At 67.1% G+C, this 26485-nt stretch carries 28 protein-coding genes; 18 read left to right on the forward strand and 10 right to left on the reverse strand.

All coding sequences use genetic code 11. From position 1 onward, the window contains the following. Window positions 1-99: 99 nt before the first annotated feature. Window positions 100-1173: a ferrochelatase gene (locus BWR19_03625; protein APX92097.1), complete on the forward strand. Its 1074-nt coding sequence runs from the start codon at window positions 100-102 to the stop codon at window positions 1171-1173. A 7-nt stretch (window positions 1174-1180) separates the two neighbouring features. Here the strand turns inward: BWR19_03625 and BWR19_03630 are convergent, their stop codons facing one another. The 6 genes from BWR19_03630 to BWR19_03655 are packed head-to-tail and all read right to left on the reverse strand — an operon-like array spanning window position 1181 to window position 7034. Further along, window positions 1181-1615, reverse strand: a complete 435-nt coding sequence (locus BWR19_03630) for a Na+/H+ antiporter subunit G (protein APX92098.1) — start codon at window positions 1613-1615, stop codon at window positions 1181-1183. Window positions 1616-1626: 11 nt separating this feature from the next. Continuing rightward, on the reverse strand, window positions 1627-1896 hold the full coding sequence (locus BWR19_03635) for a K+/H+ antiporter subunit F (GenBank protein APX92099.1): 270 nt from the start codon (window positions 1894-1896) through the stop codon (window positions 1627-1629). After that, window positions 1890-2387, reverse strand: coding sequence for a Na+/H+ antiporter subunit E (locus tag BWR19_03640; protein APX92100.1), 498 nt, complete (start codon window positions 2385-2387; stop codon window positions 1890-1892). Before BWR19_03640 ends, BWR19_03635 begins: the two co-directional genes overlap by 7 nt. Next, window positions 2384-3901: a monovalent cation/H+ antiporter subunit D gene (locus BWR19_03645; GenBank protein ID APX94887.1), complete on the reverse strand. Its 1518-nt coding sequence runs from the start codon at window positions 3899-3901 to the stop codon at window positions 2384-2386. The genes BWR19_03640 and BWR19_03645 overlap by 4 nt, the downstream gene beginning before the upstream one ends. Further along, window positions 3901-4242: a Na+/H+ antiporter subunit C gene (locus BWR19_03650; protein APX92101.1), complete on the reverse strand. Its 342-nt coding sequence runs from the start codon at window positions 4240-4242 to the stop codon at window positions 3901-3903. Before BWR19_03650 ends, BWR19_03645 begins: the two co-directional genes overlap by 1 nt. Further along, window positions 4242-7034 carry a monovalent cation/H+ antiporter subunit A gene (locus BWR19_03655; protein APX92102.1) on the reverse strand — a complete coding sequence of 931 codons (2793 nt, stop codon included), beginning with the start codon at window positions 7032-7034 and terminating at the stop codon, window positions 4242-4244. The genes BWR19_03650 and BWR19_03655 overlap by 1 nt, the downstream gene beginning before the upstream one ends. 325 nt (window positions 7035-7359) lie before the next feature. On the opposite strand from BWR19_03655, the gene BWR19_03660 reads away from it, so the two are divergent. From BWR19_03660 to BWR19_03710, 11 genes are all read left to right on the forward strand, one after another. Next, window positions 7360-9702, forward strand: a complete 2343-nt coding sequence (locus BWR19_03660) for a Na(+)/H(+) antiporter subunit A (protein APX92103.1) — start codon at window positions 7360-7362, stop codon at window positions 9700-9702. Continuing rightward, on the forward strand, window positions 9695-10126 hold the full coding sequence (locus tag BWR19_03665; protein APX92104.1) for a Na(+)/H(+) antiporter subunit B: 432 nt from the start codon (window positions 9695-9697) through the stop codon (window positions 10124-10126). The genes BWR19_03660 and BWR19_03665 overlap by 8 nt, the downstream gene beginning before the upstream one ends. Before the next feature lie 54 nt (window positions 10127-10180). Further along, window positions 10181-10528, forward strand: coding sequence for a Na+/H+ antiporter subunit C (locus tag BWR19_03670; protein APX92105.1), 348 nt, complete (start codon window positions 10181-10183; stop codon window positions 10526-10528). Then, window positions 10525-12087: a Na+/H+ antiporter subunit D gene (locus BWR19_03675; protein APX92106.1), complete on the forward strand. Its 1563-nt coding sequence runs from the start codon at window positions 10525-10527 to the stop codon at window positions 12085-12087. Before BWR19_03670 ends, BWR19_03675 begins: the two co-directional genes overlap by 4 nt. Then, window positions 12084-12557: a Na+/H+ antiporter subunit E gene (locus tag BWR19_03680; protein ID APX92107.1), complete on the forward strand. Its 474-nt coding sequence runs from the start codon at window positions 12084-12086 to the stop codon at window positions 12555-12557. The genes BWR19_03675 and BWR19_03680 overlap by 4 nt, the downstream gene beginning before the upstream one ends. Window positions 12558-12584: 27 nt before the next feature. After that, entirely contained in the window at window positions 12585-12854 is a 270-nt protein-coding gene (locus BWR19_03685) for a pH regulation protein F (GenBank protein APX92108.1), read from the forward strand. Then, on the forward strand, window positions 12847-13251 hold the full coding sequence (locus tag BWR19_03690; protein ID APX92109.1) for a Na+/H+ antiporter subunit G: 405 nt from the start codon (window positions 12847-12849) through the stop codon (window positions 13249-13251). Before BWR19_03685 ends, BWR19_03690 begins: the two co-directional genes overlap by 8 nt. A 194-nt stretch (window positions 13252-13445) precedes the next feature. Next, window positions 13446-13598, forward strand: a complete 153-nt coding sequence (locus BWR19_03695) for a DUF2256 domain-containing protein (GenBank protein APX92110.1) — start codon at window positions 13446-13448, stop codon at window positions 13596-13598. Further along, on the forward strand, window positions 13595-15019 hold the full coding sequence (locus BWR19_03700) for a deoxyribodipyrimidine photolyase (GenBank protein ID APX92111.1): 1425 nt from the start codon (window positions 13595-13597) through the stop codon (window positions 15017-15019). The genes BWR19_03695 and BWR19_03700 overlap by 4 nt, the downstream gene beginning before the upstream one ends. Next, window positions 15012-15479 carry a hypothetical protein gene (locus BWR19_03705; GenBank protein APX92112.1) on the forward strand — a complete coding sequence of 156 codons (468 nt, stop codon included), beginning with the start codon at window positions 15012-15014 and terminating at the stop codon, window positions 15477-15479. Before BWR19_03700 ends, BWR19_03705 begins: the two co-directional genes overlap by 8 nt. Before the next feature lie 92 nt (window positions 15480-15571). Continuing rightward, window positions 15572-16873: a murein transglycosylase gene (locus BWR19_03710; GenBank protein ID APX92113.1), complete on the forward strand. Its 1302-nt coding sequence runs from the start codon at window positions 15572-15574 to the stop codon at window positions 16871-16873. Between the two features lie 28 nt (window positions 16874-16901). Here the strand turns inward: BWR19_03710 and BWR19_03715 are convergent, their stop codons facing one another. Further along, entirely contained in the window at window positions 16902-17615 is a 714-nt protein-coding gene (locus tag BWR19_03715) for a 16S rRNA (uracil(1498)-N(3))-methyltransferase (GenBank protein ID APX92114.1), read from the reverse strand. Window positions 17616-17736: 121 nt separating this feature from the next. Between BWR19_03715 and BWR19_03720 the strand changes: the two genes are divergently transcribed. From BWR19_03720 to BWR19_03740, 5 genes are all read left to right on the forward strand, one after another. Further along, entirely contained in the window at window positions 17737-18186 is a 450-nt protein-coding gene (locus BWR19_03720) for a polyhydroxyalkanoate synthesis repressor PhaR (protein APX92115.1), read from the forward strand. A gap of 91 nt (window positions 18187-18277) precedes the next feature. Continuing rightward, window positions 18278-19564, forward strand: coding sequence for a phosphoribosylamine--glycine ligase (locus BWR19_03725; GenBank protein ID APX92116.1), 1287 nt, complete (start codon window positions 18278-18280; stop codon window positions 19562-19564). Between the two features lie 113 nt (window positions 19565-19677). Next, window positions 19678-20550, forward strand: coding sequence for a phosphoribulokinase (locus tag BWR19_03730; protein APX92117.1), 873 nt, complete (start codon window positions 19678-19680; stop codon window positions 20548-20550). Window positions 20551-20574: 24 nt separating this feature from the next. After that, window positions 20575-20916 (forward strand): histidine triad nucleotide-binding protein, encoded by a 342-nt coding sequence (locus tag BWR19_03735; protein ID APX92118.1) that lies wholly within the window; start codon window positions 20575-20577, stop codon window positions 20914-20916. 148 nt (window positions 20917-21064) lie between these two features. Next, window positions 21065-21706, forward strand: coding sequence for a demethoxyubiquinone hydroxylase family protein (locus BWR19_03740; protein ID APX92119.1), 642 nt, complete (start codon window positions 21065-21067; stop codon window positions 21704-21706). A gap of 9 nt (window positions 21707-21715) precedes the next feature. On the opposite strand, the gene BWR19_03745 is transcribed toward BWR19_03740, so the two are convergent. From BWR19_03745 to BWR19_03755, 3 genes are read right to left on the reverse strand one after another with little or no spacing between them, the layout of a single operon-like run. After that, window positions 21716-22135, reverse strand: a complete 420-nt coding sequence (locus BWR19_03745; GenBank protein ID APX92120.1) for an osmotically inducible protein C — start codon at window positions 22133-22135, stop codon at window positions 21716-21718. Between the two features lie 17 nt (window positions 22136-22152). Beyond that, on the reverse strand, window positions 22153-22830 hold the full coding sequence (locus tag BWR19_03750; protein ID APX92121.1) for a mannose-1-phosphate guanylyltransferase: 678 nt from the start codon (window positions 22828-22830) through the stop codon (window positions 22153-22155). Further along, the gene (locus tag BWR19_03755) at window positions 22827-23840 is read right to left on the reverse strand and encodes an aminoglycoside phosphotransferase (GenBank protein APX92122.1); all 1014 of its coding nucleotides are present in this window, start codon (window positions 23838-23840) and stop codon (window positions 22827-22829) included. The genes BWR19_03750 and BWR19_03755 overlap by 4 nt, the downstream gene beginning before the upstream one ends. 163 nt (window positions 23841-24003) lie before the next feature. On the opposite strand from BWR19_03755, the gene BWR19_03760 reads away from it, so the two are divergent. Next, complete coding sequence (locus BWR19_03760; protein APX92123.1) at window positions 24004-26433, forward strand: LPS biosynthesis protein; 2430 nt, start codon at window positions 24004-24006, stop codon at window positions 26431-26433. Window positions 26434-26485: the final 52 nt, after the last annotated feature.

The following is a 26485-nucleotide window of genomic DNA, read 5'->3' on the forward strand; positions in this document are numbered from 1 at the left end:
GACGACTTCGATACCACTTAGGGCGACTGCGGCTGCTTGGTGAAGGGCAAACACGTCCCTGCCCACGGTTGCGCGGCGACCCAACAAGGATGCCAATGCATGTCAGCAAGTGATGTGAAACTCGACCAGCCGGGCCAGGGCCGGCTGGCCCATGCCGGACCCGACCACCCGCCGGTGGCCCGCGCCAAGATCGGCGTGGTGATCGCCAACCTGGGCACCCCCGACGCCACCGACTACTGGTCGATGCGCCGCTACCTCAATGAATTTCTCTCCGACAAGCGGGTCGTCGACTACGCCTCCTGGAAGTGGCAGCCGCTGCTGCAGGGCATCATCCTGACCAAGCGGCCGTTCAGTTCCGGCAAGGCTTACCGCAGCATCTGGAACGAGGAAAGAAACGAGAGCCCGCTGCTGACCATCACCCGCGACCAGACCGCCAAGCTGGCTGCGCGGCTCAACGCCGAGCTGGGTGACAAGGTGGTGGTGGACTTCTGCATGCGCTACGGCAACCCCTCCACCGATAGCGTGCTGCGCCGGCTGCAGGCCCAGGGCTGCGAGAAGATCCTGTTTTTCCCGCTCTACCCCCAGTACGCCTCGCCGACCACCGCCACTGCCAACGACCAGGCCTTCCGCACCCTGATGAAACTCAAGTGGCAGCCGGCGATCCGCACCGTGCCGGCCTACTTCGAGCACCCGGCCTATCTCGATGCCCTGGCGGCCTCGGTCAACGAAACCTATGCCGCCGCCGAGTCGCAGCCGGACATCCTGGTCGCGTCCTATCACGGCGTGCCCAAGCGCTATCTAATGGAGGGTGACCCCTACCACTGCCAGTGCCAGAAGACCACGCGCCTGCTCAAGGAGCGGCTGGGTTGGGACGACAGCCAGATCGTCACCGCCTTCCAGTCGCAGTTCGGGCCCGAAGAGTGGGTTGGCCCGCCCACCGTCGACCACGTCGCCGAGCTGGCGCGCCAGGGGAAAAAGCACATCGCGGTGGTCTCGCCGGCCTTCGCCTCCGACTGCGTTGAGACCCTCGAGGAGATCAACGAGGAGATTCGCGACAGCTTCCTCGAGGCCGGTGGCGAACAATTCACCTACGTGCCCTGCCTCAACGACCGCGACGACCATATCGAGGCGCTGGCGCAGGTGGCGCTTAACGAGCTCGGCGGTTGGATCTAAGTTTCCTCTAACGGCGCAGTCGCCAGCGGCGCTTCTGCCCCTCACTGGCCGGGCGCCGCGGCCTGGGCGGGCGCGCCACTCGGCCCTGGCCGACGTCCTCGTCGCGTAGCTCGGGGCGCGAGCCACGGGTGTCGCGGGTGTAGCGCAGGTGCATGTGCAGGCCGGTCTTGGCCAGCATGTGCCCGGTCACCGGGGCGGTGATGAACAGAAACAGGGTGATCAGCAGCTCCTGCACGTGGATGCCCGGCTGAACCACGCTGAAGTAGATCATCGAGGCGACCAGGATGCAGCCGATGCCCAGGGTGGTGCCCTTGGTCGGCCCGTGCAGACGCATGAAGAAGTCCTTGAACTGCAGCATGCCCAGCGAGCCGACGAAGGCGAACACTCCGCCGGCGACCAGCAGCAGGCTGATCAGCCATTCGAGAAAGACATACCACGCCATGTCAGGGTCTCCTATTCGATGATATCGCCGCGCAGCAGGTAGCGGCAGATCGCCATGGTGCTGACGAAACCGAGCATGGCGATCAGGATCGCCGCCTCGAAGTAGACCTTGGTGTTGAGCCACAGCCCCAGCAGCACGATCAAGGCGATGGAGTTGACGTACATGGTGTCGAGGGCCAGCAGCCGGTCGGGAATGTCGGGCCCGCGGGCCAGGCGCACCACGTTCATGGCCAGGGCGGCGACGATCAGCGCCAGGCTGATCCACAGTGCCTTGTCTAGCATTCGAAGATCTCCTTGAGCGGCTGCTCGTAGCGGGTGCGAATCGCCTCGATGAGGGCTTGCTCGTCCTCCAGGTCGAGGACGTGGATCAGCAGCGACGAGCGGTCGAGGCGGATATTGGTCGATACCGTGCCCGGGGTCAGGGTGATGGTGTTGGCCAGCAGGGTAACGGCCAGCGGTTCGCTCACCAGCAGCGGGTATTCGACGAAGCCCGGTCGCGGCGCGCGGCCGGGCTTGAGTATCAGGTAGCTGACCTCGAGGTTGGCCTTGAGGATGTCCCACAGCACCCGGCCAACGAAGCGGCACAGCGTCCAGGGTCGGCGTACCCGCGGCAGCGGATCCCACAGGCGTCGAGTCAGCAGCGGGATGCCCATCGCCAGCAGCAGGCCCAGCAGCAGTTGGCCGGGTGCCAGGCTACCTACCAGCAGCAGCCACACCACCAGCAGTACCAGCGACAGAGTAGGGGTGGGCAGCAGCATGCCTAGCGATCTCATGGTCGTGCTCCCGGTGCGGTGGCCAGCGGCAGGGTGTCAGGCGCCTCAAACCGGGTCTCGCTGCGCGCCAGCTGAGCGGCGGTGGCGTCGGCGTAGTCGCTTACCGGCCCGGCGAACAGCGTCAGCAGCGGCAGTGCGGCGAGCAGCCACAGCACCCCGGCGAGCTGCGCGGGGCGCACCCGCTGGGTGCCTGGCTTGCCCTGGTGGCTGGCCCAGAACAGTACCGACCCGGCCCGCGACAGGGCGATCAATGCCGCCAGCGTGGCCAGCAGCAGCAGTGGCCATAGCCAGGGTTGATGGCTGGCGTCGGCGGCCTGCAGCAGCCACAGCTTGGCGAGCGCCCCGGACAGCGGGGGCAGTCCCACCACGCCGATAGCGGCGACCATGAACAGCCCGGCGAGCAGGCGCTGCTGATTCAGGCGTCGCCCACATACCAGACGGGTGCCGGCCTGGCCGCGCTGGCGGTCGATCAGCTCGGCGATCAGGAACAGCGCCGCGGTCACCAGCGTCGAGTGCAGCAGGTAGTAGAGCAGTGCGGCGTCGCCGGCGCGATGGCCCATGCCCAGCGCGACCAGCAGCGCACCGACCGAGATCAGTACCAGATAGGCCACCAGCATACGCAGGTCGCGGGCGCCGAGCGCGCCGATCATGGCCAGGGTCAGGGTCGCCAGGCCGGCGCTCCACAGCCAGGCCTGAATCGGCGCGCTGGCACTGGTGTCGGCGAATACCAGCGACTCGACGCGCAGCAGGGCATAGACGCCGACCTTGGTCATGATGGTGAACAGCGCGGCCACCGGCGCGGGAGCCGCAGCGTAGGTGCGCGGCAGCCAGAAGTATAGCGGCAGCGCCGCGGCCTTGAGGCTGAACACCACGACCAGCAGCAGCGCGCCGGTGGTGGCCAGCGCCGCCTGATCGCCGTCCAGCGCCGCCATGCGCTCGCCCATGTCGCGCATATTGAGGGTGCCGGTGGCGCCGTAGAGCACGCCGAGCGCAATCAGGAACAGCGCCGAGCCGATCAGGTTGAGTACCACGTAGTGCAGCCCGGCGGCGACGCGAGCCTTGCCGCCGCCGTGCATCAGCAGCGCGTAGGAGGCCAGCAGCAGGATCTCGAAGAACACGAACAGGTTGAACAGGTCGCCGGTGAGGAAGGCGCCGTTGAGTCCCATCAGCTGCAGCTGAAAGAGGCCGTGGAAGTGGCTGCCCTGGGCGTCCTCGCCGGCGCAGGCGAATGTCACGCAGCCCAGTGCCAGTACCGCGGTAAGCAGCAGCATCAGCGCGGCCAGGCGATCGAGGGTCAGCACGATGCCGAACGGCGCCTGCCAGTTGCCCAGCGCATAGTGATAGACCTCGTCGCTGCCGGCCTGGTGCAGCAGCAGCGCGGCGAGCCCGGCGAGCAGGGCGGTGGCGGCGACGCTGATCTGGCGCTGGCGGCGTTCGTCGAGTCCCAGCCCGAGCAGCGCCAGGGCCGCCAGCATCGGCAGCAGGATCGGCACGATTGGCAGGTGCTGGCTGATCATCGCGGTGGCTCCTCGTCGCCCTGCTTGCCGTCGACGTGGTCGTTGCCCAGCTCGCTGCGCGCGCGAATCGCCAGGATCACCACGAAGGCGGTCATGGCGAAGCCGATCACGATAGCGGTGAGCACCAGGGCCTGGGGCAGCGGGTCGGTGGGCGACAGCGACTCGCCGATCACCGGGGCGGCGTGGGTGTTCAAGCCGCCCATCGAGAACAGGAACAGGTTGACGGCATAGGAGAGCAGCGTCAGGCCGACGATCACCGGGAAGGTGCGGCCACGCAGCATCAGGAACAGTCCGCAGGCGGTCAGGGTGCCGACCACCCCGGCGAATAGCGCTTCCATCAGGCGTCCTCCTCGATACTGGGGCGATGCACGGTGGTCACGCGGCCCAGGTTGACCAGGATCATCAGGGTGGCGCCGACCACCGCCAGGTAGACGCCGAGATCGAACAGCAGCGCCGAGGCCAGCTCGATCTCGCCGATCAGCGGCAGGTTGACGTGGCCGAACGCCGAGGTCAGGAAGGGGTAGCCGAACAGCCAGCTGGCGAGCCCGGTGGCGGTGGCGATGGCCAGCCCCGAGACGGCCAGCAGCGGGTAGGAGAGCGGTAGCCGCTGGCGGGTCCAGTCGTAGCCACGCGCCAGGTACTGCAGCAGCAGCGCCACGGCGGTGATCAGGCCGGCGATGAAGCCGCCACCGGGCTGGTTGTGACCGCGCAGGAAGATATATGCCGAGACCAGTAGCGCCAGGGGCAGCAGGATCTGGGCGATCACCGCCAGGATCATCGGGTGGCGATGTCGTGACCAGTGAATGCCCTCGACGTTGCCCGCCGGCATGAACAGCTTCATGCGGTTGAGCAGTTTGTAGGTGGCAAGCCCTGCGAGGGTCAGCACGGTGATTTCGCCGAAGGTGTCGAAGCCGCGGAAGTCGACCAGAATCACGTTGACCACGTTGCTGCCGCCGCCGCCCGGCACGCTCTCGCGCAGGAAGAAGTCGGCGATGCTCTGGCTCTCGCGGGTCAGCAGCGCATAGTTGAGGCTGGCCACCACCAGGCCGCACAGCCCGGCCACCAGCAGGTCGCGCAGGATGCGCCGGGTCGAGACCCAGGGGGGCGGGCGCTGGGGCAGGAAGAACAGCGCCAGCATCAGCAGGATCATCGACACCACCTCCACCGACAGCTGGGTCATGGCCAGGTCGGGGGCCGAGAAGCGCACGAAGGTCAGTGCCACCGAGAGCCCCACCACCGACAGCATCAGCAGCGATACCAGCCGCCAGCGGTGACTCAGGGCGCTGCCGACGGCGCCGAATACCATCAGTGCCGCGCCCAACACCAGCATGCCGTCAAGCGGCTGCACGCCGCGCTCGCCGGTGAGCCGCTCGACCTGGGCGAGGCCAAGGCCGGTCATGGCCACGGCGGTCAGCAGCAGTAGCGCCAGGTAGCGCTGCAGCGAGCCGTTCTCGAGCTTGAGGGTCAGCCACAGGCTGACCTTGGTCAGGCGGATGACACCGGCCTCGAACAGCCAGCGCGCATCGCGGCGCGGGAACAGCGCCACCAGGCGTGCCAGCCGGGGCTGGCGCAGCGCGACCAGCAGCCCGCCGAGCACCGCAAACACGCTGATCGCCAGCGGCAGGCTGGGGCCGTGCCACAGGGCCAGATCGAGCGTCGGCGTGGCGCTGCCCTGTACGGCCTGACTGGCCAGGACGATCAGCGGCGCGGCAAGGGTCATCGGCAGCAGGCCGATCAGCAGGCACAGGCCGGCCAGCAGCAGCCCCGGGGCGAGCATGCCGCGCGGCGGGTCGCGGGGCGGCGGGGCATCGCTGCGGCGGCCGCCGCCGAATACGCCATATGCCAGCCGCAGCGAGTAGCCCACCGAGAGCAGTGCGGCCAGCCCCACCAGCAGCGTGACCGCCGCGCCCAGGCCGCCGAACAGCCGGCTGTCGAGGGTCGCGGCGAGTAGCAGCTCCTTGGACAGGAAGCCGTTGAACGGTGGCAGACCGGCCATGGCGGCGGCGGCCATCAGCGTCAGCGTGGCGGTCAGCGGCATGGCTCGGGCCAGCCCGCCGAGGCGCTGCAGGTCGCGGGTGCCGGTCTGGTGATCGACGATGCCGGCGCTCATGAACAGCGCCGCCTTGAATAGCGCATGGTTGAGGATATGCAGCAGCGCGGCGGCGATCGCCAGCGGGCTACCCAGCCCCAGCAGCAGGGTGATCAGCCCCAGGTGGCTGATGGTCGAGAAGGCCAGGATGCCCTTGAGGTCGCGCTCGAACAGTGCGAACCAGGCGCCGTAGAGCAGGGTGGCGAGACCGATCAATGACAGCGACAGCGCCCACAGTGAGGTGTCGCCGAGCGCCGGGGTCAGTCGCGCCACCAGAAATACCCCGGCCTTGACCATGGTCGCCGAGTGCAGGAAGGCCGAGACCGGCGTTGGCGCGGCCATGGCGTGGGGCAGCCAGAAATGCAGGGGGAACTGTGCCGACTTGGCGAAGGCACCGAGCAGCACCAGCGCCACGATCAGCGGATAGCGGGGCGAGGCGCGCAGCGTATCACCGGCAGCCAGCACCTCGCCCAGCGCCAGGCTGCCGACCTCCTGACCGATCAACAGGATGCCGGCGAGCAGCGCCAGGCCGCCGGCGCTGGTCACCACCAGCGACATGCGGGCACCGCGGCGGGCATCGCTGAGCTTCGACCAGAAGCCGATCAGCAGGAAGGAGGCGAGCCCGGTGAGCTCCCAGAATAGCCACAGCAGCAGCAGATTGTCGGAGAGCACGATGCCGAGCATGGCGCCCATGAACAGCAGCAGGTAGGCGAAAAAGCGCGCATCGGCTTCGTCGCGGTGCAGGTAGTGGCCGGCATAGATGATGATCAGGCTGCCCAGGCCGAGAATCAGCAGCGCGAACAGCAGGCCCAGGCCGTCCAGGCGCAGCGCCAGGTCGAGACCCAGGGCCGGCATCCAACTGAGCTGCACGCGCGGCAGGTCGCCGGCCACGAGGGGGGGTATCAGCAAGCCGACCAGCAGCAGCGCCAGCAGGGGAGGCAGCAGGGCCGAAAGGGTCAGCGAGCGTCGGCCGTGGCGGGCCGCGGCCAGCGGCAGCAGGCTTCCGGCCAGGGGGGCGAGGAGAATCCACAGCAGTGACATCGAAGATCGATCCCGTCGCAGCGGGGCACGCCTGAGGCGTTGCCGTTGGGGTTATTGTCGTGGCATGGCGACACTGGAGGGCAGTGCGTCAGGCGATAATATCTAGCAAAAACAGGCAGTAAGCGCGGAAGGGAGAGAAAACTTCTGACGCGACGGGCCGCTATTTCTTGCCAACTATCACATTGATTCTATAGGCTTTACCCCCATCATTGTAGGCTTGCATGTCGCCCCGCGGTTAATCATTAGGCGTAGTAAATTTATAAAATTGCGCCATCCACCGCCCTGTGTGCGCGGGTGACGACGACGACAAGGAGAGACCCGCGTTATGCAACTTGCCGTGCTTTCAGGCTTCGTGCTGGCCGCCTTCGCCCCGCTACTGCAGCGCTGGTGCGGCGCGCGAACCAGCCTGGTACTGGCGCTCTACCCCGCCGCGCTGGCGCTGTGGCTGCTGACCCAGCTGCCGGCCGTCATGGGCGGTGACACCCTGGTCTTCAGCCTGGAGTGGGTACCGGCGCTGGGCATGAGTCTGACCTTCGTGCTCGACGGCCTGTCGATGCTGTTTGCGCTGCTGATCACGGTGATCGGCACCTTCGTGCTGATCTATGCCGGCGGCTACCTCAAGGGCCATCCCGATCTGGTGCGCTTCCACGTGGTGATCGTCGCCTTCATGGTGTCGATGCTGGGGCTGGTACTGGCCGACGGTCTGATGACGCTGTTCGTGTTCTGGGAGCTGACCAGTATCACCTCCTACCTGCTGATCGGCTTCAATCATACCGATCTCGAAGCCCGCAAGTCGGCGCGACAGGGGCTGTTCGTGACCGTCGGCGGCGGGCTGGCCCTGATGGCGGGGCTGGTGATGCTGGCGATTGCCGGCGACAGCTGGTCGCTGCAGGAGCTGCTGACCGACGGCGACGTGCTGCGCGAACACGCGCTCTACCTGCCGATGCTGCTGTGCCTGCTGGGCGGTGCCTTCACCAAGTCGGCGCAGTTTCCGTTCCACTTCTGGCTGCCCAATGCCATGGCCGCGCCGACCCCGGTGTCGGCCTACCTGCACTCGGCGACCATGGTCAAGGCCGGTATCTATCTGCTGGCCCGTCTGCACCCGGGGCTTGGCGGCACCGAGGTGTGGATCGGCATTCTCTCGGTGGTCGGTGCCCTGACCATGTTCACCGGCGCCTTCTTGGCGCTGCGTCACACCAATATCAAGAAGCTCCTGGCCTACTCGACGATCATGGCGCTGGGCACCTTGACCATGCTGCTCGGCATCGGTACCGAGGGCGCGCTGATCGCCTTCGTCACCTTCCTGCTGGCCCACTCGCTGTACAAGGGGGCGCTGTTCATGGTGGCCGGTATTCTCGACCACGAGACCGGCACCAAGGATGTCACCGCCATGGGCGGGCTGCGCCGCCTGATGCCGGTCACCGCGCTGGTGGCATGCATTGCCGCGCTGTCGCTGGCCGGGGTGCCGCCGCTGTTCGGCTTCATCGGCAAGGAGCTGATGTTCGAGTCGGTACTCGAGGCCGGCAGCTTCCGCGCCGTTATCTTCCTGCTCAGCTTCGCGGCGGCCATCTTCACCATTGCCGTCGCCGCCATCGTGGTGCTGCGACCGTTCTTCGGCGAGCGGCGCGAAACGCCCAAGGCGGCCCACGAAGCGCCCAGCTCGATGCTCGCCGGGCCGGTGGGGCTGGCCATCCTGACGCTGGCGTTTGGCCTGCTGCCGGTGCTCGCCGGTACCGGCCTGCTCACCGCGGCCGCCTCGGCGGTGGCCGGGGAGCCGGTCGCGGTGTCGCTGTCGCTGTGGCACGGCATCAACCTGCCGCTGATCATGTCGCTGGTCAGCCTGGGGCTCGGCTACCTGCTGTTCCGCCACTGGGACCGGGTGCGTGGCAACCTGTCGCGGCTCGACCCGCTGTTCGCCCACGGCCCCGAGGCCGGCTACGAGAACCTGATGGACGGCATCGTGCGGGTCTCCGAGTGGCAGACCCGGGTGCTGCAGAACGGCTACATGCGCAACTACATCATGGTGATGGTGGTAGTGCTGATCGCCCTGGTGGGCAACTCGCTGCTGCTGCGCCATGCCCCCGAGTTTGCCATCAGCTTCAACGTGCAGTTCCACGAAGCGGTGGTGGCCGGGTTGATGGTGGCCGGGGCGCTGTTCGCCTGTATCTCGCGCTCGCGGCTCGCGGCGGTGGCCTCGGTGGGCATCATGGGGTTCTGTATCGCGCTGATCTTCATTCTGTTCAGCGCTCCTGATCTGGGTATCACCCAGCTGCTGGTCGAGACGCTGACGGTGATCCTGCTGATCCTGGTGCTGTTCCGCTTGCCGCGCTTCGCCAGCCTGTCGACGCCGCTGGAGCGGGTTCGCGACCTGGTGGTGGCGGGCTCGATGGGGGTGCTGATCATGCTGCTGATCCTCACCGTAGTGGCCAGCAATCAGTTCTTGCCGGTGTCCGGCTACATGATCGAGAACAGCGTACCGCTGGCCCACGGTCGCAACATCGTCAACGTGATCCTGGTCGACTATCGCGCGCTGGATACGCTGGGCGAGATCTTCGTGCTGGCGCTGGCGGCGATCGGCGTGATCGCGATGCTCAAGCTACGTGCCCCCAAGCCGGAGGCCAAGAGCGCCGGCAAGGGCCAGGGAGCCAAGGAGTCTGCCGATGGTTAAGTCGGGTACCATCATTCTGAATACCGCCGCACGGCTGTTGATGCCGCTGCAGCTGCTGTTCTCGGTGTTCCTGCTGCTGCGCGGTCACGATGAGCCGGGCGGCGGGTTCATCGCCGGCCTGGTCGCGGCAGGGGCCTTCATCCTCTATCTGTTCGCCTTCGGGGTCTCGGCGACCAAGGAAGTGCTGCGCATGGTCGATCCCCGCGACCTGATCGGCATGGGGCTGCTGCTGGGCACGCTGTCGATCCTGCCGGCCTGGTTCGTCGGCGAGCCGTTCTTCACCGCCCAGTGGTGGGAGATTCCCGGCATCGACTTCAAGGCCTCGACGCCGTTGATCTTCGATATCGGCGTCTACCTGGCGGTACTGGGCACCCTGCTGGCGGCGATCATGACGCTGATGGAGGTGGACAAGGATGAGCCCTGACCGCGTATCCACAACGTATGCCGTGTTTCTCACGCCCATGATTCAGGAGGTGCCATGGAACCGCTGATGGCGCTCGCCATAGGCCTGCTCTACGCCACCGCGATCTACATGATGCTGCGGCGTTCCATCGTCAAGTTGGTGATCGGCCTGATGCTGCTCTCCAACGCCGCCAACCTGCTGATCTTCACCTCGGCGGGGATGACCCGCGGCGCGCCGCCGCTGATCCCCGAGGGCGCCCTGGCGCCGGCCGGCCAGGTGGCCGATCCCTTGCCCCAGGCGCTGGTGCTGACGGCGATCGTGATCGCCTTCGGCGTGCTGGCCTTTGCCGTGGTACTGATTCGCCGCGCCTATGAAATCGTCAAGGCCGATGATCTGGACAAGATGAAGGATACCGACACGTGAGGCCCGAAGTCGCACTCCCCGTTATCATTCCGCTGCTGTCCGGCGCGATCTCGCTGCTGTTCTGGCGCTCGCGGCCCATGCAACGCTTTATCGCCGTGGCGGGCACCCTGGCGCTGCTGGTGGTGGGCCTGTGGTTGATCACCAGCGTGTCCCGCGAGGGCTATGTGGTGATCCACATGGGCAGCTGGCAGGCGCCCTACGGGATCAGCCTGGTGGCCGATATGCTCAGCGCGATCATGATCCTGCTGACCGGCATCATCGGCCTGGGGCTGGCGATCTATTCGCTGGCCTCGACCGGCCCCAACCATGAGAAGTTCGGCTTCTATCCGCTGATGCACCTGCTGCTGGCGGGGGTGGCCGGGGCCTTCCTGACCGGCGACATCTTCAACCTCTACGTGTGGTTCGAGGTGATGCTGGTGGCCTCCTTTGCGCTACTGATTCTCGGCGGCGAGAAGGCGCAGATGGAGGGGGCGATCAAGTACGTGACCCTCAACCTGCTGGCCTCGGTGATCTTCCTCACCGCCATCGGCCTTACCTACGGCATGGTCGGCACCCTCAACATGGCCGATATCGGCCAGCGCCTGGCCGAAGCCGAGAATCAGGGCATGGTCGAGGTGCTGGCGATCATGTTCATGATCGCCTTCGGCATCAAGGCCGCGGCCTTCCCGCTGTTCTTCTGGCTGCCGGCTTCGTATCACACGCCGCCGGTGGCGGTGTCGGCGCTGTTCGCCGGGCTGCTGACCAAGGTCGGGGTCTACTCGCTGTTCCGCGTGTTCACGCTGATGTTCGACCAGACCATGGACTATGTTCAGGACATCCTGCTGTGGGGCGCGGCCTTGACCATGGTCACCGGGGTGCTCGGCGCGGCGGCCCAGTACGAGTTCCGCCGCATCCTGTCGTTCCATATCGTCAGCCAGATCGGCTACATGATCCTGGGGCTGGCGCTGTTTACGCCGCTGGCCCTGGCCGGTGGGATCTTCGCGGTGATGCACAACATCATCGTCAAGACCAATCTGTTCCTGATCAGCGGCATCACCCACCGACTGCAGGGCACCTACCAGCTCAAGAAGATGGGTGGGCTGTTCAAGGAGCGTCCGTGGCTGTCGGTGGCGTTCTTCCTGTCGGCCTTCTCGCTGGCCGGGGTGCCGCCGCTGTCGGGCTTCTTCGCCAAGTTCGTGATCGTGCGCGCCGGCATTGAAGCCGAAGCCTATGTGGTCACCGCGGTGGCGCTGGCGGTGGGCTTGATGACCCTCTACTCGATGGTCAAGATCTGGAACGAAGTGTTCTGGAAAAAGCTGCCAGAGGATAATCTGGTGCCGGAGAACACCACGCCCAGTGGTGATGAGGGGCGTCTGGTCAAGAGTTCGCTGGGGTTGATGTACCTGCCGGTGGCGATCCTGGCGCTGTTCGCGGTGCTCATCGGCGTCTTCGCCCAGCCGCTGATGGAGATGATGCTGATGGCCGGTGAACAGCTGATGAACCCTCAAGGCTACATGGATGCGGTGCTGGGCGAGGATCGCACCGTGCTGCTGCGTGACGCCCTGGAGGTGAGCCCATGACCGGTGCGATCTGGAATCTGCTGCTGGCGCTGGCCTGGGTGATCCTGGGCGGCGAGTTCACCGGCATCAATCTGGTGGTGGGGTTGATCTTCGGCTATGCCACCCTGGTGCTGATCGAGCCCCAAGTGCCGGCGCTCAAGGGCTATCCCGGGCGCGTGCCCATGATCATCATGTTCATCGGCTTCTTCATCAAGGAGCTGATCATGGCCAATATGCGCGTGGCGTTCGATATCCTGACCCCGCCCTGGCATATGCAGCCAGGGGTTATCGCGATGCCGCTCAAGGCCGAGACCGAGCTCGAGATCACCATGGTGGCCAACCTGATTTCGCTGACCCCGGGCACCCTGAGCCTGGATGTCTCAGACGACAAGCGGGTGCTCTATATTCACGCCATGTTCCTCGACAACGAAGAGGAGCTGCGCAAAAGCCTGCAAGAGATGGAGAGTCGTGCGCTGGCACTGTTCCGCTGACCGCTCGATGCCCTGTGAGGAGTGACCTTGGATACCGTGATCCTGATAAGCCAGGTGTTGATGGGCCTGGCGATGATTCTCGCCTTCGTGCGCCTGGTGCGCGGCCCCAGCCTCCCCGACCGGGTGGTGGCACTGGAGCTGTTTGCCAGCATCATCGTCGGCCTGGTCGGCGTGCATGCGATCAGCTCCGACCTGTCGAGTTTTCTCGATGCGGCGATCGTGATCGCCTTGATGGCGTTCCTGTCTGCCATCGGCTTTGCTCGTTTCCTGGAACGTGGAGGACCCCGCGATGATTGAAGTGATCAAGGGCACGCTGATCATCGTCGGTGCGCTGTTCATGCTGCTGGCATCGCTGGGCATCCTGCGCTTGCCGGATCTGCTGACGCGCATGCACGCCACCACCAAGGCGGCGGCACTGGGCGTGATCCTGGTGATGCTGGCGGTCGCCATGCATTTCGCCGAGGTGGGCGTGGTGGCGCGGGCTTTCGCCATCATCACCTTCATCCTGATGACCGCGCCGGTGGCCGCCCACGTGATTGGCCGTGCGGGCTACTTCGTCGGCTCCAAGCTGTGGAGCGGCACGGTCAAGGATGAGCTCAAGCCCAACTACGACCCACTGACCCATGAGCTCAAGAGCGGACTGGAAACCGAGGCCAACGCCGCGCGCCAGCCCAAGCATACCGACAAGCCCTGACCGCAAGGCGGGCATGCATCGATGACAGGGCCACCCCAGCGGGGTGGCCCTGTTGCGTTGGTGGCCGCGTCATGACGAGGCTGTCTTTTGATGTACAATGAGTGTAGATTGATATCACTATTGTATAGGTATTAGGGTCCGCCTTATCCGGGCGGCCACTTCATGGGCACCCCTGGGTGCAAGCGAGTGTGAGCATGCGTCGAACCGCCGATCTGCCCAGCAAGCAGTGCGAGCAGTGTCAGCGTCCCTACCGCTGGCGACGCAAGTGGTCGCGCTGCTGGGACGAGGTGCGCTACTGCAGTGAACGCTGTCGCCGAGAGGCGCGCCTCGCCAGGAGGCGGGCATGAGCACCGCCATCGTGTGGCTGCGCCACGACCTGCGGGTGGCGGACAATCCGCTCTTCAGCGCCCTGGAGGGTGCCACGTCGTTGGCCTGCGTGTATGTGCTGGATGCCCGAGAGCTGCGTGATTGGGCGCCGGGCCAGGCCGCCAGTCGCTGCGGCCCGGCGCGGCTGCGCTTCCTGTGGCAGAGCCTGATGGCCCTGCGCGGTGAGCTGCTCAAGCGCGGCAGCGATCTGCTGGTACGCATCGGCGACCCGCCCGAGGTGCTTGCCGAGCTGGCCCTGCGGCTGGACGCCAAGCGGCTGCTGGTGCGCGATGAGCCCGGCAGTGAAGAGCGTGCCCAACTCGATCGGCTAACGGAGCTGCTCGACGGCACCTGTCGGCTCGAGCGTTGCGAGTCGGGTATGCTGTTCACGCGCGCGCAGCTGCCCTTCGCTGACGATGCCCTGCCGGCCTCTTTCTCGGCCTTTCGCCGGCAGATGGAGCGTGACTGGCAGGTGGCGGCCCCCCTGCCGGCACCGGTGACGCTGCCGCTGTGGCCGGATGGCGCGCCGCGCGGACTGCCGCCCCTCGACCAGGTCTGCGAGCGGGCCTCGGCGTGGCGCCCGAGTGATGCCGCCGGCCTGGTAGTGGAGGGGGGCGAGGCCGCCGCCCACGCCAGGCTCGATCACTACCTCTGGGACAGCAATGCGGTAGCCACCTACAAGGCGACTCGCAACGGGCTGCTGGGGGCGGATTTCTCGACGCGCTTTTCGCCGTGGCTGGCCCACGGTTGCCTGTCGGCACGCCAAGTACATGCCGAGGTGCGCGCCTGGGAGGCCGAGCATGGCGCCAACGAGTCGAGCTACTGGGTGATTTTCGAACTGCTGTGGCGCGACTACTTCCACTGGGCCGCCTGGCAGGATGGCGCAACGCTGTTCGGTACGGCACAGCTGCCGTCGCCCGATGCCAGCGTGCTGGCCTGGTGTGAGGGCCGCACCGAGGTACCCTTCATCGATGCCGCCATGCGCGAGCTGGCCAGCAGCGGCTGGATCTCCAACCGCGCTCGCCAGAACGTGGCCAGCTTCCTGGTCAAGGATGTCGGCGGCGACTGGCGGCTGGGGGCGGCCTGGTTCGAGCACTGCCTGATCGACTACGACGCCAGCAGCAACTGGGGCAACTGGCGCCACGTAGCCGGGATCGGCCGTGATCCGCGCCAGGATCGCTATTTCAACGTGCTCAAGCAGGCGCGCCAATACGATCCTCAGGGGCACTATGTGGCGCACTGGTTGCCGGCACTGGCCGCGCTGCCGCCGGGGCCGGCCCGCCATCAGCCCTGGCAGGCAGCTCCCGAGCGCTTTGCGGCGCCGCGGGTCGAGCCGGCGGCCTGGCGCGAGTGGCGCATCCCGGCGTTGGGTGGTGCCGAGCCGGTGCAGCCGGATGAGTAAGGAGCATGCTGGGCTGCTGCAGGCCCGATTGACCACGCGGCTGGGTAGTGCAGGCCTTTTGCCCTTTGCCCTGACGCTGCTGATGGCCTGGACGGCGCCGACGGGCTGGCAAGCGTGGGCGGTCAGCGCATTTCTCTTCTACAGCGCGGTGATCCTGTCGTTTCTCGGCGGCGTCCAGTGGGGCGTGGCGATGAGCCTGGACGCGCCCGAGGATGCGGCGTTTGCCTCGCGGATGCTGCGCAGCATGCTGCCCAGCCTGATCGCCTGGCCGGCGCTGCTGCTGCCGGACCTGGCCGCTACCCTGACCCTGCTGGCGGGCTTCCTGCTGGTGCATGTCTATGAAGGCCAGCCCGCCAGCCGGGCGCGGCTGCCTGGTTGGTACCAGTCGCTGAGGCGCTCCCTGACGTTGTGCGTCGCCGGCGGACATGTGCTGATGACGCTGCGTCTGGTGATCGGCTGAAGGCGGGCAAACGGGACTGGTTCCGCGGGCACTTCTGGGCGATGATCCCGGTCACAGACTGACTCATTTCGGAACTGCTGACAGGGATGGCCATGCGTAAGCTTTTCTTCACTTCACTGGTGTTCACCATGCTTGCCGGCTGCCAGTCCGGCGCCCAGATGGCGCCGCCGGCCGCCGCCGACGACGCCGAGCCTCAGGCCAGCGAGACCGCCTCCGACAGCGGCGCGGCATCGGCCAGCAGCGCATCCAACGGCGCTGACAACGGCGCCGAGCGTCCGGCCAGTTTCACGGCCTGGGTCGACGCATTTCGCCGCCATGCGCGCAGCGAAGGGATCTCCCAGGCGACCCTCGACGAGGCCTTCGCCGAGGTGCGCTACCAGCCGCGCATCATCGAGCTCGACAGGTCGCAGCCGGAGTTCGTGAGGCCGATCTGGGAATACCTCGACACCGCGGTCTCCTCGACGCGCATCAACCAGGGTCGCGACAAGCTCGCCGAGCACCGCGACACCGCCCGCGAGATGGAGCAGCGCTACGGCGTGCCGGCCGAGATCGTGGTGGCGATCTGGGGCATCGAGAGCAACTACGGCGGTAATTTCGGCAGCTTCTCGACCATCGATGCGCTGGCCACCCTGGGCTACGACGGCCGCCGCCAGAGCTTCGCCCGCGGCGAGCTGATGGCGGCGCTGCGCATCATCGAGCAGGGTGATATCGCCGCCGAGCAGATGGTCGGCTCTTGGGCCGGCGCCATGGGCCACACTCAGTTCATCCCCTCGAGCTTCGAAGCCTACGCCGAGGACGGCGACGGCGACGGGCGCCGCGATATCTGGGGCAGTATTCCCGACGTCATGGCCTCCACCGCCAACTACCTGGCGCGGGCCGGCTGGCAGCGCGGCCAGCCGTGGGGCGTCGAGGTCGAGCTGGGCAGCGACTTCGACTACTCCCAGGCCGACGATACCCGCTTGAGCAGCCGTGAGTGGGCCGAGCGCGGGGTGCGCCCGGTGAACGGCGGCAGCCTGCCCGACTTCCGCGAGGCGGCGGTGGTGGTGCCGGCGGGGGCCAGCGGCCCGGCGTTCCTGGTCGGCCCTAACTATCGGGCGATCCTGCGCTACAACAACGCTACCAGCTATGCGCTGGCGGTGGGCACCCTGGCCGATCAGATCGCCGGGCGCAGCGGCGTGGTGCAGGGCTGGCCGCGCAGCGAACAGCCGCTGACCCGCAGCCAGGTGCGCGAGCTGCAGGAGCGTCTCAATGCTGCCGGCTTCGACACCGGCACCCCGGATGGCGTGTTCGGCCCCAATACTCGCAGCGGGCTGCGCAGCTACCAGCGCGCCGAAGGGCTGGTGCCCGACGGCTTTGCCACCGTCAGCCTGCTGGAGCGCCTGCAGCGGCGCTAGGCCGCATCGACGTCCTGCGCATCGGCGCTCAGCCGAGCCGCGCCAGCAGTGCCACCACCGCGGTCTCGACGCGCAGGATACGCGGGCCGAGATGAATGCCCTCGCAGCCGGCGGCCAGCAGCTGCTCGACCTCGTAGGGGATGAAACCGCCCTCGGGGCCGACCAGCAGGGTGGCCGGCGCGTCAATGCCTCGCGGGCAGGCCGCTGGCATGCCGGGATGCGCCAGCAGCGCCCGGCGCCCGGCGATCTCATCGGCCAGGTTATCCTCGACGAAGGGCTTGAAGCGGGTCGCCAGGCGCACCTCGGGCAGCACCGTATCGCGGGCCTGCTCAAGGCCCAGCAGCAGGTGCTGATGGATCTTGTCGGCGGCCAGCTCCGGCGACTGCCAGTAGCTCTTCTCGACGCGCCGGGTATGCAGCAGGGTGATGCGCTTGACGCCCAGCGCGGTGACGTGCTCCAGGCTGCGCGCCAGCATGCGTGGGCGCGGCAGGGCCAGGATCAATTCGATGTCCAGCGCCGGGGGCGGCGGCTGGTCGAGGGCATTGCACTCGAACCAGGCGCCCTCGGCGTCGAGCCGGGTCAAGCGGCCGCGGCCAATGCCGCCGCCCAGCCGGCCCAGGGTCAGCTCGTCGCCGGGGGCGGCGCGGTGCACCTCGCGCAGGTGGCGCAGGCGCCGCGGGTCGGCGATGTGCGCCCGGCCATCGGCCTGCCATTCGTCTTCTGCGAGCAGTATCAGGTTCATCGCGTCTCATCGTTACGGCGGGCTGGCAGCCGATAGTCTACCTCAGCACGAGCGAGTTTCGTTTGCATGGTCGGCCAGCCGGTGCACAATACGGGCAACCATGGATTAAAGGAGCAGCGCCGTGCGCGTGATTCGCAAGTATGCCAACCGTCGTCTCTACGATACCGAGCAGAGCCGCTATGTGACCCTCGAGGACCTGCGCGGGCTGATTCTCGACGAGGTACCGTTCCGCGTCGAGGATGCCAAGAGCGGCGAGGATCTGACGCGGACCATCCTGCTCTCGATCATCATCGAGCAGGAGCAGGCCGACGGCGAGTCGGAGGTGTTCTCCAACGATCTGCTGGAGCAGTTGATTCGGGTCTACGCCATGTCCCAGCCGCTCCCCCTGGCGCGCTACCTGGAACAGGGCACCCGGCTGATGATGGAGCAGCAGCAGCGCATGCAGGATCAGTGGCAGCAGGCCATGCGTCACTCACCGATGGAACTGATGCGCGAGCTGGCCGAGGAGAACATGCGCTTCTGGCAGCAGACCATCAACCAGGGCCAGCAGCGCAAGGACGACGAGGAGTGAGGGGGTAGCCGACAGCCTGCCGGGCTTCTGGCATACTGTCGGCCCGAAACGGGTCCATCCTGCGTATCAATCTGTCGAGCAAGGTCTGTAGATGAAGGTTCTGATCATCGGCGGCGGTGGCCGCGAACACGCCCTGGCCTGGAAGGTCGCCCAGTCTCCCGCGGTGGAGCGGGTCTTCGTAGCGCCGGGCAATGCCGGTACCGCCGGCGAGCCCAAGCTCGAGAACGTGCCCGTGGCGGCCGACGACCTGGCCGGGCTCGAGGCCTTTGCCCGCCAGCAGGATATCGCGCTGACCATCGTTGGCCCCGAGGCGCCGCTGGTCGAGGGCGTGGTCGACCGCTTCCAGGCTGCCGGTCTGACCATCTTCGGCCCCAGCCAGGCCGCCGCCCAGCTCGAGGGCTCGAAGTCCTTCACCAAGGATTTCCTGGCCCGTCATGCGATCCCCACCGCCGACTACGCGACCTTCACCGAGATCACTCCCGCCTTGGCCTACCTGGCCGAGAAGGGCGCGCCGATCGTGATCAAGGCCGACGGCCTGGCGGCAGGCAAGGGCGTGATCGTGGCCATGAGCGAGGCCGAGGCCGAAGCGGCGATCCGCGACATGCTCGAGGCCAACGCCTTCGGCGATGCCGGGGCACGGGTGGTGATCGAGGAGTTCCTCGATGGCGAAGAGGCCAGCTTCATCGTCATGGTCGACGGCAAGCACGTGCTGCCGATGGCCACTAGCCAGGACCACAAGCGCGCCCACGATGGCGACACGGGCCCCAACACCGGTGGCATGGGCGCCTACTCGCCGGCCCCGGTGGTCACGCCGGCGGTCTACGAGCGCATCATGGCGCAGGTCATCATCCCCACCGTCGAGGGTATGGCCGCCGAAGGCCACCCCTACGTGGGTTTCCTGTATGCCGGCCTGATGATCGACGCCGAGGGCAATCCCAAGGTGATCGAGTACAACTGTCGCTTCGGCGACCCCGAGACCCAGCCGATCGTGCTGCGCCTGCAGTCCGACCTGGCGGCGCTGTGCCTGGCCGCCACCCGCGGCGAGCTGGACACGGCGCGCTGCGAGTGGGACCCGCGCGCGGCGGTGGGCGTGGTGCTGGCCGCCGGCGGCTACCCGGGCGAGTATCGCAAGGGTGACGTGATCGACGGCCTCGAGGCCGCCGCGGATAGCGGCTGCAAGGTCTTTCACGCCGGCACCGCCAGCGATGCCGAGGGGCGCGTGGTAACCAGCGGTGGCCGTGTGCTGTGCGTCACCGCGCTGGGCGACAGCGTCTCCCAGGCGCGCGACCTGGCCTACCGCGGCGCGGCGGCCATCGACTGGCCCGGGGTGCTGCTGCGTCGCGATATCGCCTATCGTGCCATTGCCCGCGAGGCCTAAGGCGCGCCATTCTGCCCCTGGTAGCCGTTGCGCCACCTACAACAACGGGAGAGTTCCATGCGCTTCACCATCACCCGGCGCCGCTGCCCTCAAGTCATAGCGGAGCGCGACTGATGTCCCGCGAGTATCCGGTCATCGCGGTGACCGGCTCGTCAGGCGCCGGCACCACCACGGTGCGGCGCACCTTCGAGCGCATGTTCGCCCGCGAGGACGTGCATGCCGCCTTCGTCGACGGTGACGCCTTCCATCGCTATACCCGCGACGAACTGGCGCGCATGTTCCGCGAGGAGCCGGAGCGCACCGATGAGCTGTCGCACTTCGCCGTGGAGGCCAATCTCCTCGACCGCCTCGAGACGCTGCTGCAGGAGTACGGCGAGCAGGGCACCGGCACCTATCGGCACTATATTCACGCCGAGGACAAGCGCATGATCGAAGGCGGGCACCAGGTCGGCACCTTCACCGACTGGCAGCCGCTGCCCTGCGGTACCGACCTGCTGTTCTACGAAGGGCTGCACGGCGGCCTGGTGACCGCCGACCTGGATATCGCCCGCCACGTCGACCTGCTGGTGGGGGTGGCGCCGACCATGAACCTGGAGTGGATCCAGAAGATCGATCGTGACACCAAGCTGCGCGGCTACTCCCAGGAAGCGGTGATCGACACCATCCTGGGGCGCATGCACGACTATGTGCGCTACATTCAGCCGCAGTTCTCGCGTACCCATATCAATTTCCAGCGCGTTCCCACCGTGGACACCTCCAACCCTTTCGAGGTGCAGGATATTCCCACCGACGCCGAGTCGTTCGTGGTGATCCGCTTCCGCGACCCCTCGGCGGTGGATTTCCCCTACCTGCTGGCAATGATCCAGGACGCCTTCATGAGCCGGCCGCACACCCTGGTCGTCCCCGGTTCGCGGATGCCGCTGGCCATGGAGTTGATCCTGGCTCCCCTGGTACGCCACCTGCTCGCCCAGCGGCGCTTTCGTTGACCGCATCACCCGTGAGGAGTCGCCATGTCTACCCTGTTCAGCAAGATCATCGATCGTGAGGTTCCCGCCGATATCGTCTACGAAGACGACCAGGTGCTGGCCTTTCACGACATCAATCCCCAGGCCCCGACCCATATCCTGATCATCCCCAAGAAGCCGATCGCTACCCTCAATGATCTCACCGAGGAGGATCAGGCCCTGGTAGGGCGCCTGCCGCTGGTCGCGGCCAAGCTGGCCAAGCAGCTGGGGTTTGCCGACGAGGGCTATCGGGTAGTGATGAACTGCAATGAAAATGGCGGCCAGACGGTCTACCATATACACATGCACCTGATGGGCGGTCGCCGCTTCACTTGGCCGGCTGGCTAGCCGGCGCTCCGCGGACTCCGCGCCACCATCAAGCGCCGCGACGCATCGGTGCATACCCTTTTGTACCATCTGCAGCAACAGACGGCCGCCCTTGGGCGGCCGTCTGTCGCGTGGCCAAGGCCATCATTCCTGCCAGGAGGCATCCACCATGTCACGCCAACTCTCTTCCCGCGACCAGTGGATCGGCCAGTTCGACAGCGTGCTGCGTACGCTGGTGCCGCATGCCGCCCAGGCCGCGCGGCCGTCGCCTGCGGCTGATCTGCCCGAGGCGTCGCTCAGCGAGGCCGAGCGCGAGCATGTGGTGGGACTGATGCGTATCAATCATACCGGTGAGGTCTGCGCCCAGGCGCTCTATCAGGGCCAGGGCCTGACCGCCAAGCTGCCCGACACCCGCGAGCAGATGGAGCGCGCCGCCCAGGAGGAGATCGACCATCTGGCCTGGTGCGATGCGCGCCTGCAGGAGCTCGAGGGTCGCACCAGCCTGCTCAATCCGCTGTTCTACGCCGCTTCGTTCGGCCTGGGAGCCGTGGCCGGCGCAGTGGGTGACCGGGTCAGCCTGGGCTTCGTGGCCGCCACCGAGGAGCAGGTCGGCAAGCACCTCGACGCGCATCTGCATGAGCTGCCCGCGGTGGATCACCGTTCGCGGGCGGTCCTCGAGCAGATGCGCGAAGACGAGGCGCACCACGAGCGCTGGGCGCTGGAGGCCGGCGGCGCACGCTTTCCGCTGCCGGTCAAGCTCGGCATGCGGCTGGTCTCCAAGGCCATGACCCAGAGCGTTTACCGCCTGTAGCGCGCGGCGCTACTCCTCGACGATGGTGTAGGCGTGGCTGATCTCGACGCCACCCTGGGCGAGCATGATCGAAGCGCTGCAGTACTTCTCCGCCGACAGCGACACCGCGCGCTCGACCTGTTTTTCCTTGAGGCCGCGGCCGGTAACGGTGAAGTGCACGTGGATTCTGGTGAAGACGCTGGGCACGCTGTCGGCGCGCTCTGCCTCGATGCTGGCCACGCAGTCGCTGACCGGGGCGCGGGACTTCTCGAGGATCTCCAGCACGTCGAAGGAGGTGCAGGCGCCGAGGCCCATCAGCAGCATCTCCATCGGTCGCGGGCCGGTATTGCGGCCGCCGTGGTCCGGCGGGCCGTCGATTACCACGCTGTGGCCGCTGCCTGACTCGGCAACGAACTGGCGACCATCGGTCCATTTGACACTGGCTTTCATATCGCGGTCCTTCTGTTTCAGTGAGCGGAGGGCGTGCCACGCAACTGGGCGTCGAGGGCATACAGGCGCTCTGGTGTCCCGACATCGATCCAGGCGCCGCGGTGGTGATGCCCGCGTACCTGGTGGGCATCCATGGCGCGCTTGAGCAGCGGTGCCAGGGCAAAGGCGCCCGGCGGCTGGCCGGCGACCAGCGCCGGGTCGAGCAGGCTGAGGCCGGCAAAGGTCAGCCGCGGTGTGCCCTCGACGTGAACGGTGCCGGTGGTATCGAGATGGAAGTCGCCGGCCGGGTGGTGATCGGGATTGTCGACCAGCCACAGATGCGCCAGGGCGCCCTCCAAGGCCGGCTTGGCGTCGAGCGCGGCATCGCACCAGATATCACCGTTGACCAGCAGGAACGGCGCCTCGCCGAGCAGCGGCAGCGCCTGGCGAATGCCGCCGCCCGTCTCCAGCGGCGTCTCCTCGCGGCTCCAGGCGATGCGCACGCCGTAGTCGCTACCGTCGCCCAGCGCCTGGATGATCTGCTCAGCGCGGTAGCTGACGTTGATCACGATATCATCGATGCCGGCGGCCGCCAGTCGCTCCAGATGGTGAACGAGCAGCGGCTTGCCGGCCACCGGCAGCAGCGGTTTGGGGCAGTGGTCGGTGAGGGGGCGCATGCGGGTGCCGAACCCGGCGGCCAGGATCATCGCCCTCATGACTCGCCGACCTCGACGTCGCGGGCCTCGAGCACGCGCGACAGCGCCGGGGTGAAGGCTCCATGCAGCCACTCGCTGAGGGCGTCGAACTCGGCGTGGGGCGCCAGGCTATCCTCGAGATGGGCGAGAAAGTGGGGCAGGCGTGCCAGGTAGCCGGCCTTGCCGTCGCGCAGGCTCAGGCGGCAGAAGATGCCCAGCACCTTGAGGCTGCGCTGGGCGGCCATGGCATCGACCTGGCGGCGAAACGCCTCGCCCCCGGTGTCCGCTGGCAGGCGCCCATCGGCCAGGGCGCGCTGGCGAAACGCCTCGCAGCGCTGCCCGAAGTCGTCCAGATCGAAACGCCGGTAGCGGCCGCGCAGCAGCGAGATCAGGTCGTAGCTGAGCGGCCCGACCACGGCGTCTTGAAAATCGATCAGATAGAGGTCGTCGCCGTGAAGCATCAGGTTCATGGCGTCGAAGTCGCGATGCACCGCGACCCGCGGCTGGGCCAGCGCCATCTCGATCAGCCGCTGACGCCAGGCCGGCCACTGGGGCGGCGGCGCGAGGTCGACCAGCTGCGCCAGGCACCAGTCGGGAAACAGGTCGAGCTCGCGGCCGAGCAGGGCGCCATCGTAGGCCGGCAGGCCCGCCTGTGGCGCGGCGGCCTGGAGGCGATCGAGCAGCGCCTCGGCGCGATCATAGGCCGTATCGCTGAGGCGTGCGCTGAGCGGGGTGTCGCCGAGGTCCTCGAGCTCCACAAAGCCCCGCTCGAGGTCGGTAGCGTAAACGCCGGGCACCGGCAGGCCGGCGTCGCGCCACTGCTCGGCGATGCGCACGAAGGGCGCGCTGTCTTCCTGTGCGGGTGGGGCATCCATCAGCATCCGCGTGGTGCCGTCGGGCAGTCTCAGGCGGTAGTAGCGGCGAAAGCTGGCGTCGCCGGCGGCCAGCTGTAGATCGACGCTGCCCGCTGCCAGGCCGTGGCGTTCGGCGCTCCAGTGGGCCAGGGCGTTGAGGCGAGGCGTGTGGGGCATGAAAACTCCTGGTCGAGGGGCCGTACCGGTGCCAGCGGTTGACGGGCCGCGGGCGCCGCCGCATGCTGAGCCAGACGCCACCGGCGATCAGGGCCAGTCGCGGGCGACAGCCGTAACGCGCTCTGTATAATACCGATTTCACTCGCCAAGGACATCGAGAAACATGGGCAAGCGACTCTCCTGGACTGCCCTGGCCGGGCTCGCCAGCGGCTCAGGCCTGTGGGTCATGACGGCCCACGCCGCGCCGCCGCCGCTTCCGGCGGAACAGCTCGATTGGCAGCCATGGGGAGAGCAGGCGCCGGCCGAGGCGCTGTGCCGGGGCCGCTACGTGATGCCGGGGTACCGTATCGAGGCCGCGCCGAGCCCTGAGCAGGCGCGTTCGGAGTCCGACGACGCCAGCTACGGCGAGGATGGCGAGACGATCCTCGGCGGTGAGGTGGTGCTGCGCCGTGGCGAGAGCCAGCTCGAATCGCCCCGCGTGCGGGTCAACGCCGAGCGCGATCGCGCCTTCGCCGCGGGGCCGGTGACGCTGCGCGACCGGGGCCTGCTGCTGCGTGGCGATGCCGCCGAGCTGTCGTTGGTCGACGACCAGGCCGCGGTCGAAACCGCCCACTACGTGCTGCACGACCAGCGCCTGCGCGGTGGGGCGCAGCGCCTCGAGCGCCTCGAGGATGGCCGCTACCGCATGACCGAGGCCAGCTTCACCACCTGCGACCCCGGCGACAACCTCTGGCAGCTGGTCGGCAACGACGTGGTCCTCGACGAGGAGAGCGGCTTCGGCACGGCGCGGCATGCGCGGCTCGAGGTGGCCGATGTACCGGTGTTCTACTGGCCCTGGGTGCGCTTCCCCATCGATGACCGTCGCCAGAGCGGCTTTCTCTGGCCGACCCTGGGGATCTCCAGCAGCGGCTTGGACTACTCGCAGCCTTACTACTTCAATCTGGCGCCCAACTACGATGCGACGCTAACGCCGCGCGTCATTACCGACCGCGGCCTGCTGCTGGGCGGGGAGTTCCGCTACCTGTTCGACAGCGACGAGGGCCAGATCGAGGGCGCCTACCTGGCCGACGACCAAGGGGGCTCGGCGCGCGATCCCAACAGCCCCAGCCGGCGCTTCGAGGGGGAGGATCGCTGGTATGTCGATTACCAGCATCAGGGGCGCTTCTCTCCCGAGCTGCGCTACCAGCTACGCTATGGCGGCGCCAGTGACGGCCGCTACTTCGAAGATTTCGGCGGCGACTTCGGTGAGCAGGAGACCGAGAACATGCCGCGGCTGGCGCAGCTCGACTACCGCGGCAGCCTGTGGCGGCTCGAGGCGCGTGCCCAGGGCTTCCAGAAGCTGGAAGACCCGCTACGCGACCGCGACAAGCCCTTCTATCGGCTCCCTAGCCTGACCGCCAATGCCACCTGGCGCCAGGATAACGGGCTCTATCAGCAGTGGCGCTCCAATGCCACCTACTTCTGGCGCGACGTCGACGAAACCCGCGTACCGCTGCGCGAGTCGGCGACCGGTGGGCGCGTGCATCTCTCGCCGGCACTCGGCTGGCGGGGCGAGCCGAGCTGGGGGTTTCTCGAGCCGCGGGTGGAGATGCTGCACACTGCCTACGAGGTCGACTATGGCGATCGCCAGACCGACCGCGATACCAGCCTGACGCGAACCGTGCCGGTGACCTCGGTGGACGCCGGGCTGGTCTTCGAGCGTGAGCTCGACGTGCGCGGTAACGGCTACCGCCAGACCCTGGAGCCGCGTCTCAACTACGCCTATGTGCCGGCTCGGGACCAGAGTGAGTTCCCCGAGTTCGATACCAACGAGCGAGCGTTCTCCTGGAACCAGCTGTGGTCGCCGCATCGCTTCTCCGGGGCCGATCGGGTCGGCGATCTCAATCGACTCTCCTATGGTCTGAGTACGCGTTTCTTGGCCGATGAGAGTGGTCGCGAGCGTTTCTCGCTGGGGGTAGGCCAGGCCACCTATTTCGATGATCGCACCATCGACATGAACGGTGACCCCGACACCCTGCCTCCCGAGTCCAACTTCGAGCGTCGCTACAATGCGGTTCGCGACCGTTCGCCGGTGGTCACCCGGCTCGACTGGCAAATGACCGACCGCTGGAGTGCCGGCTATGAACTGCTTTACGATGAGCAGCGGCGTCTCACCGAGCGCAACTCGGTAGACCTGCGCTATCGCGATCCGCGCGGCCATGTGTTGAACCTTGGCTACCGCTGGGAACTCGAAGGGTTCGATCCGTCGCTGGATGAAGAGGACAGGCTCGATTACAACCGCGAGGAGTACGATGTCTCCGGGGCCTATCGCATCAGCCCACGTGTCGATGTGATCGGACGTTTCACCTACGACCACACCAATAGCCGAGCCCTGGAACAGCTGGCCGGGGTGCAGTGGAACGACTGCTGCTATGGCTTGCAGCTGGTGTGGCGCGAATGGATCGACGACAACGATACGGCGAATATCGATGATGATTTCACCGATCGCGGTATCTTCCTGCGCTTCGTGTTCAAGGGGCTGGGTGGTGTTGGGCGCGACGCGGACAGCTATTTCGAAGAGGCGATCCCCGGCTATCGTGCCACTCAGTTCTAATCATGCAGCCATTGCCAGTGCAACGGCGCTACACCTAGGGTGTCTGGCCGCA

Origin of the sequence: Halomonas sp. 1513 (assembly GCA_001971685.1) — a bacterium.
In the GTDB taxonomy this organism is placed as follows: domain Bacteria; phylum Pseudomonadota; class Gammaproteobacteria; order Pseudomonadales; family Halomonadaceae; genus Franzmannia.

Coding starts and splice junctions, on each gene's coding strand:
- BWR19_03745 (APX92120.1), bottom strand. CDS start 22,135: ATGAAAGCCAGTGTCAAATGGACCGATGGTCGCCAGTTCGTTGCCGAG.
- BWR19_03710 (APX92113.1), top strand. CDS start 15,572: ATGCGTAAGCTTTTCTTCACTTCACTGGTGTTCACCATGCTTGCCGGC.
- BWR19_03740 (APX92119.1), top strand. CDS start 21,065: ATGTCACGCCAACTCTCTTCCCGCGACCAGTGGATCGGCCAGTTCGAC.
- BWR19_03680 (APX92107.1), top strand. CDS start 12,084: ATGACCGGTGCGATCTGGAATCTGCTGCTGGCGCTGGCCTGGGTGATC.
- BWR19_03700 (APX92111.1), top strand. CDS start 13,595: ATGAGCACCGCCATCGTGTGGCTGCGCCACGACCTGCGGGTGGCGGAC.
- BWR19_03625 (APX92097.1), top strand. CDS start 100: ATGTCAGCAAGTGATGTGAAACTCGACCAGCCGGGCCAGGGCCGGCTG.
- BWR19_03695 (APX92110.1), top strand. CDS start 13,446: ATGCGTCGAACCGCCGATCTGCCCAGCAAGCAGTGCGAGCAGTGTCAG.
- BWR19_03660 (APX92103.1), top strand. CDS start 7,360: ATGCAACTTGCCGTGCTTTCAGGCTTCGTGCTGGCCGCCTTCGCCCCG.
- BWR19_03670 (APX92105.1), top strand. CDS start 10,181: ATGGAACCGCTGATGGCGCTCGCCATAGGCCTGCTCTACGCCACCGCG.
- BWR19_03725 (APX92116.1), top strand. CDS start 18,278: ATGAAGGTTCTGATCATCGGCGGCGGTGGCCGCGAACACGCCCTGGCC.
- BWR19_03755 (APX92122.1), bottom strand. CDS start 23,840: ATGCCCCACACGCCTCGCCTCAACGCCCTGGCCCACTGGAGCGCCGAA.
- BWR19_03750 (APX92121.1), bottom strand. CDS start 22,830: ATGAGGGCGATGATCCTGGCCGCCGGGTTCGGCACCCGCATGCGCCCC.
- BWR19_03690 (APX92109.1), top strand. CDS start 12,847: ATGATTGAAGTGATCAAGGGCACGCTGATCATCGTCGGTGCGCTGTTC.
- BWR19_03635 (APX92099.1), bottom strand. CDS start 1,896: ATGCTAGACAAGGCACTGTGGATCAGCCTGGCGCTGATCGTCGCCGCC.
- BWR19_03735 (APX92118.1), top strand. CDS start 20,575: ATGTCTACCCTGTTCAGCAAGATCATCGATCGTGAGGTTCCCGCCGAT.
- BWR19_03705 (APX92112.1), top strand. CDS start 15,012: ATGAGTAAGGAGCATGCTGGGCTGCTGCAGGCCCGATTGACCACGCGG.
- BWR19_03650 (APX92101.1), bottom strand. CDS start 4,242: ATGGAAGCGCTATTCGCCGGGGTGGTCGGCACCCTGACCGCCTGCGGA.
- BWR19_03665 (APX92104.1), top strand. CDS start 9,695: ATGGTTAAGTCGGGTACCATCATTCTGAATACCGCCGCACGGCTGTTG.
- BWR19_03730 (APX92117.1), top strand. CDS start 19,678: ATGTCCCGCGAGTATCCGGTCATCGCGGTGACCGGCTCGTCAGGCGCC.
- BWR19_03640 (APX92100.1), bottom strand. CDS start 2,387: ATGAGATCGCTAGGCATGCTGCTGCCCACCCCTACTCTGTCGCTGGTA.
- BWR19_03715 (APX92114.1), bottom strand. CDS start 17,615: ATGAACCTGATACTGCTCGCAGAAGACGAATGGCAGGCCGATGGCCGG.
- BWR19_03630 (APX92098.1), bottom strand. CDS start 1,615: ATGGCGTGGTATGTCTTTCTCGAATGGCTGATCAGCCTGCTGCTGGTC.
- BWR19_03655 (APX92102.1), bottom strand. CDS start 7,034: ATGTCACTGCTGTGGATTCTCCTCGCCCCCCTGGCCGGAAGCCTGCTG.
- BWR19_03760 (APX92123.1), top strand. CDS start 24,004: ATGGGCAAGCGACTCTCCTGGACTGCCCTGGCCGGGCTCGCCAGCGGC.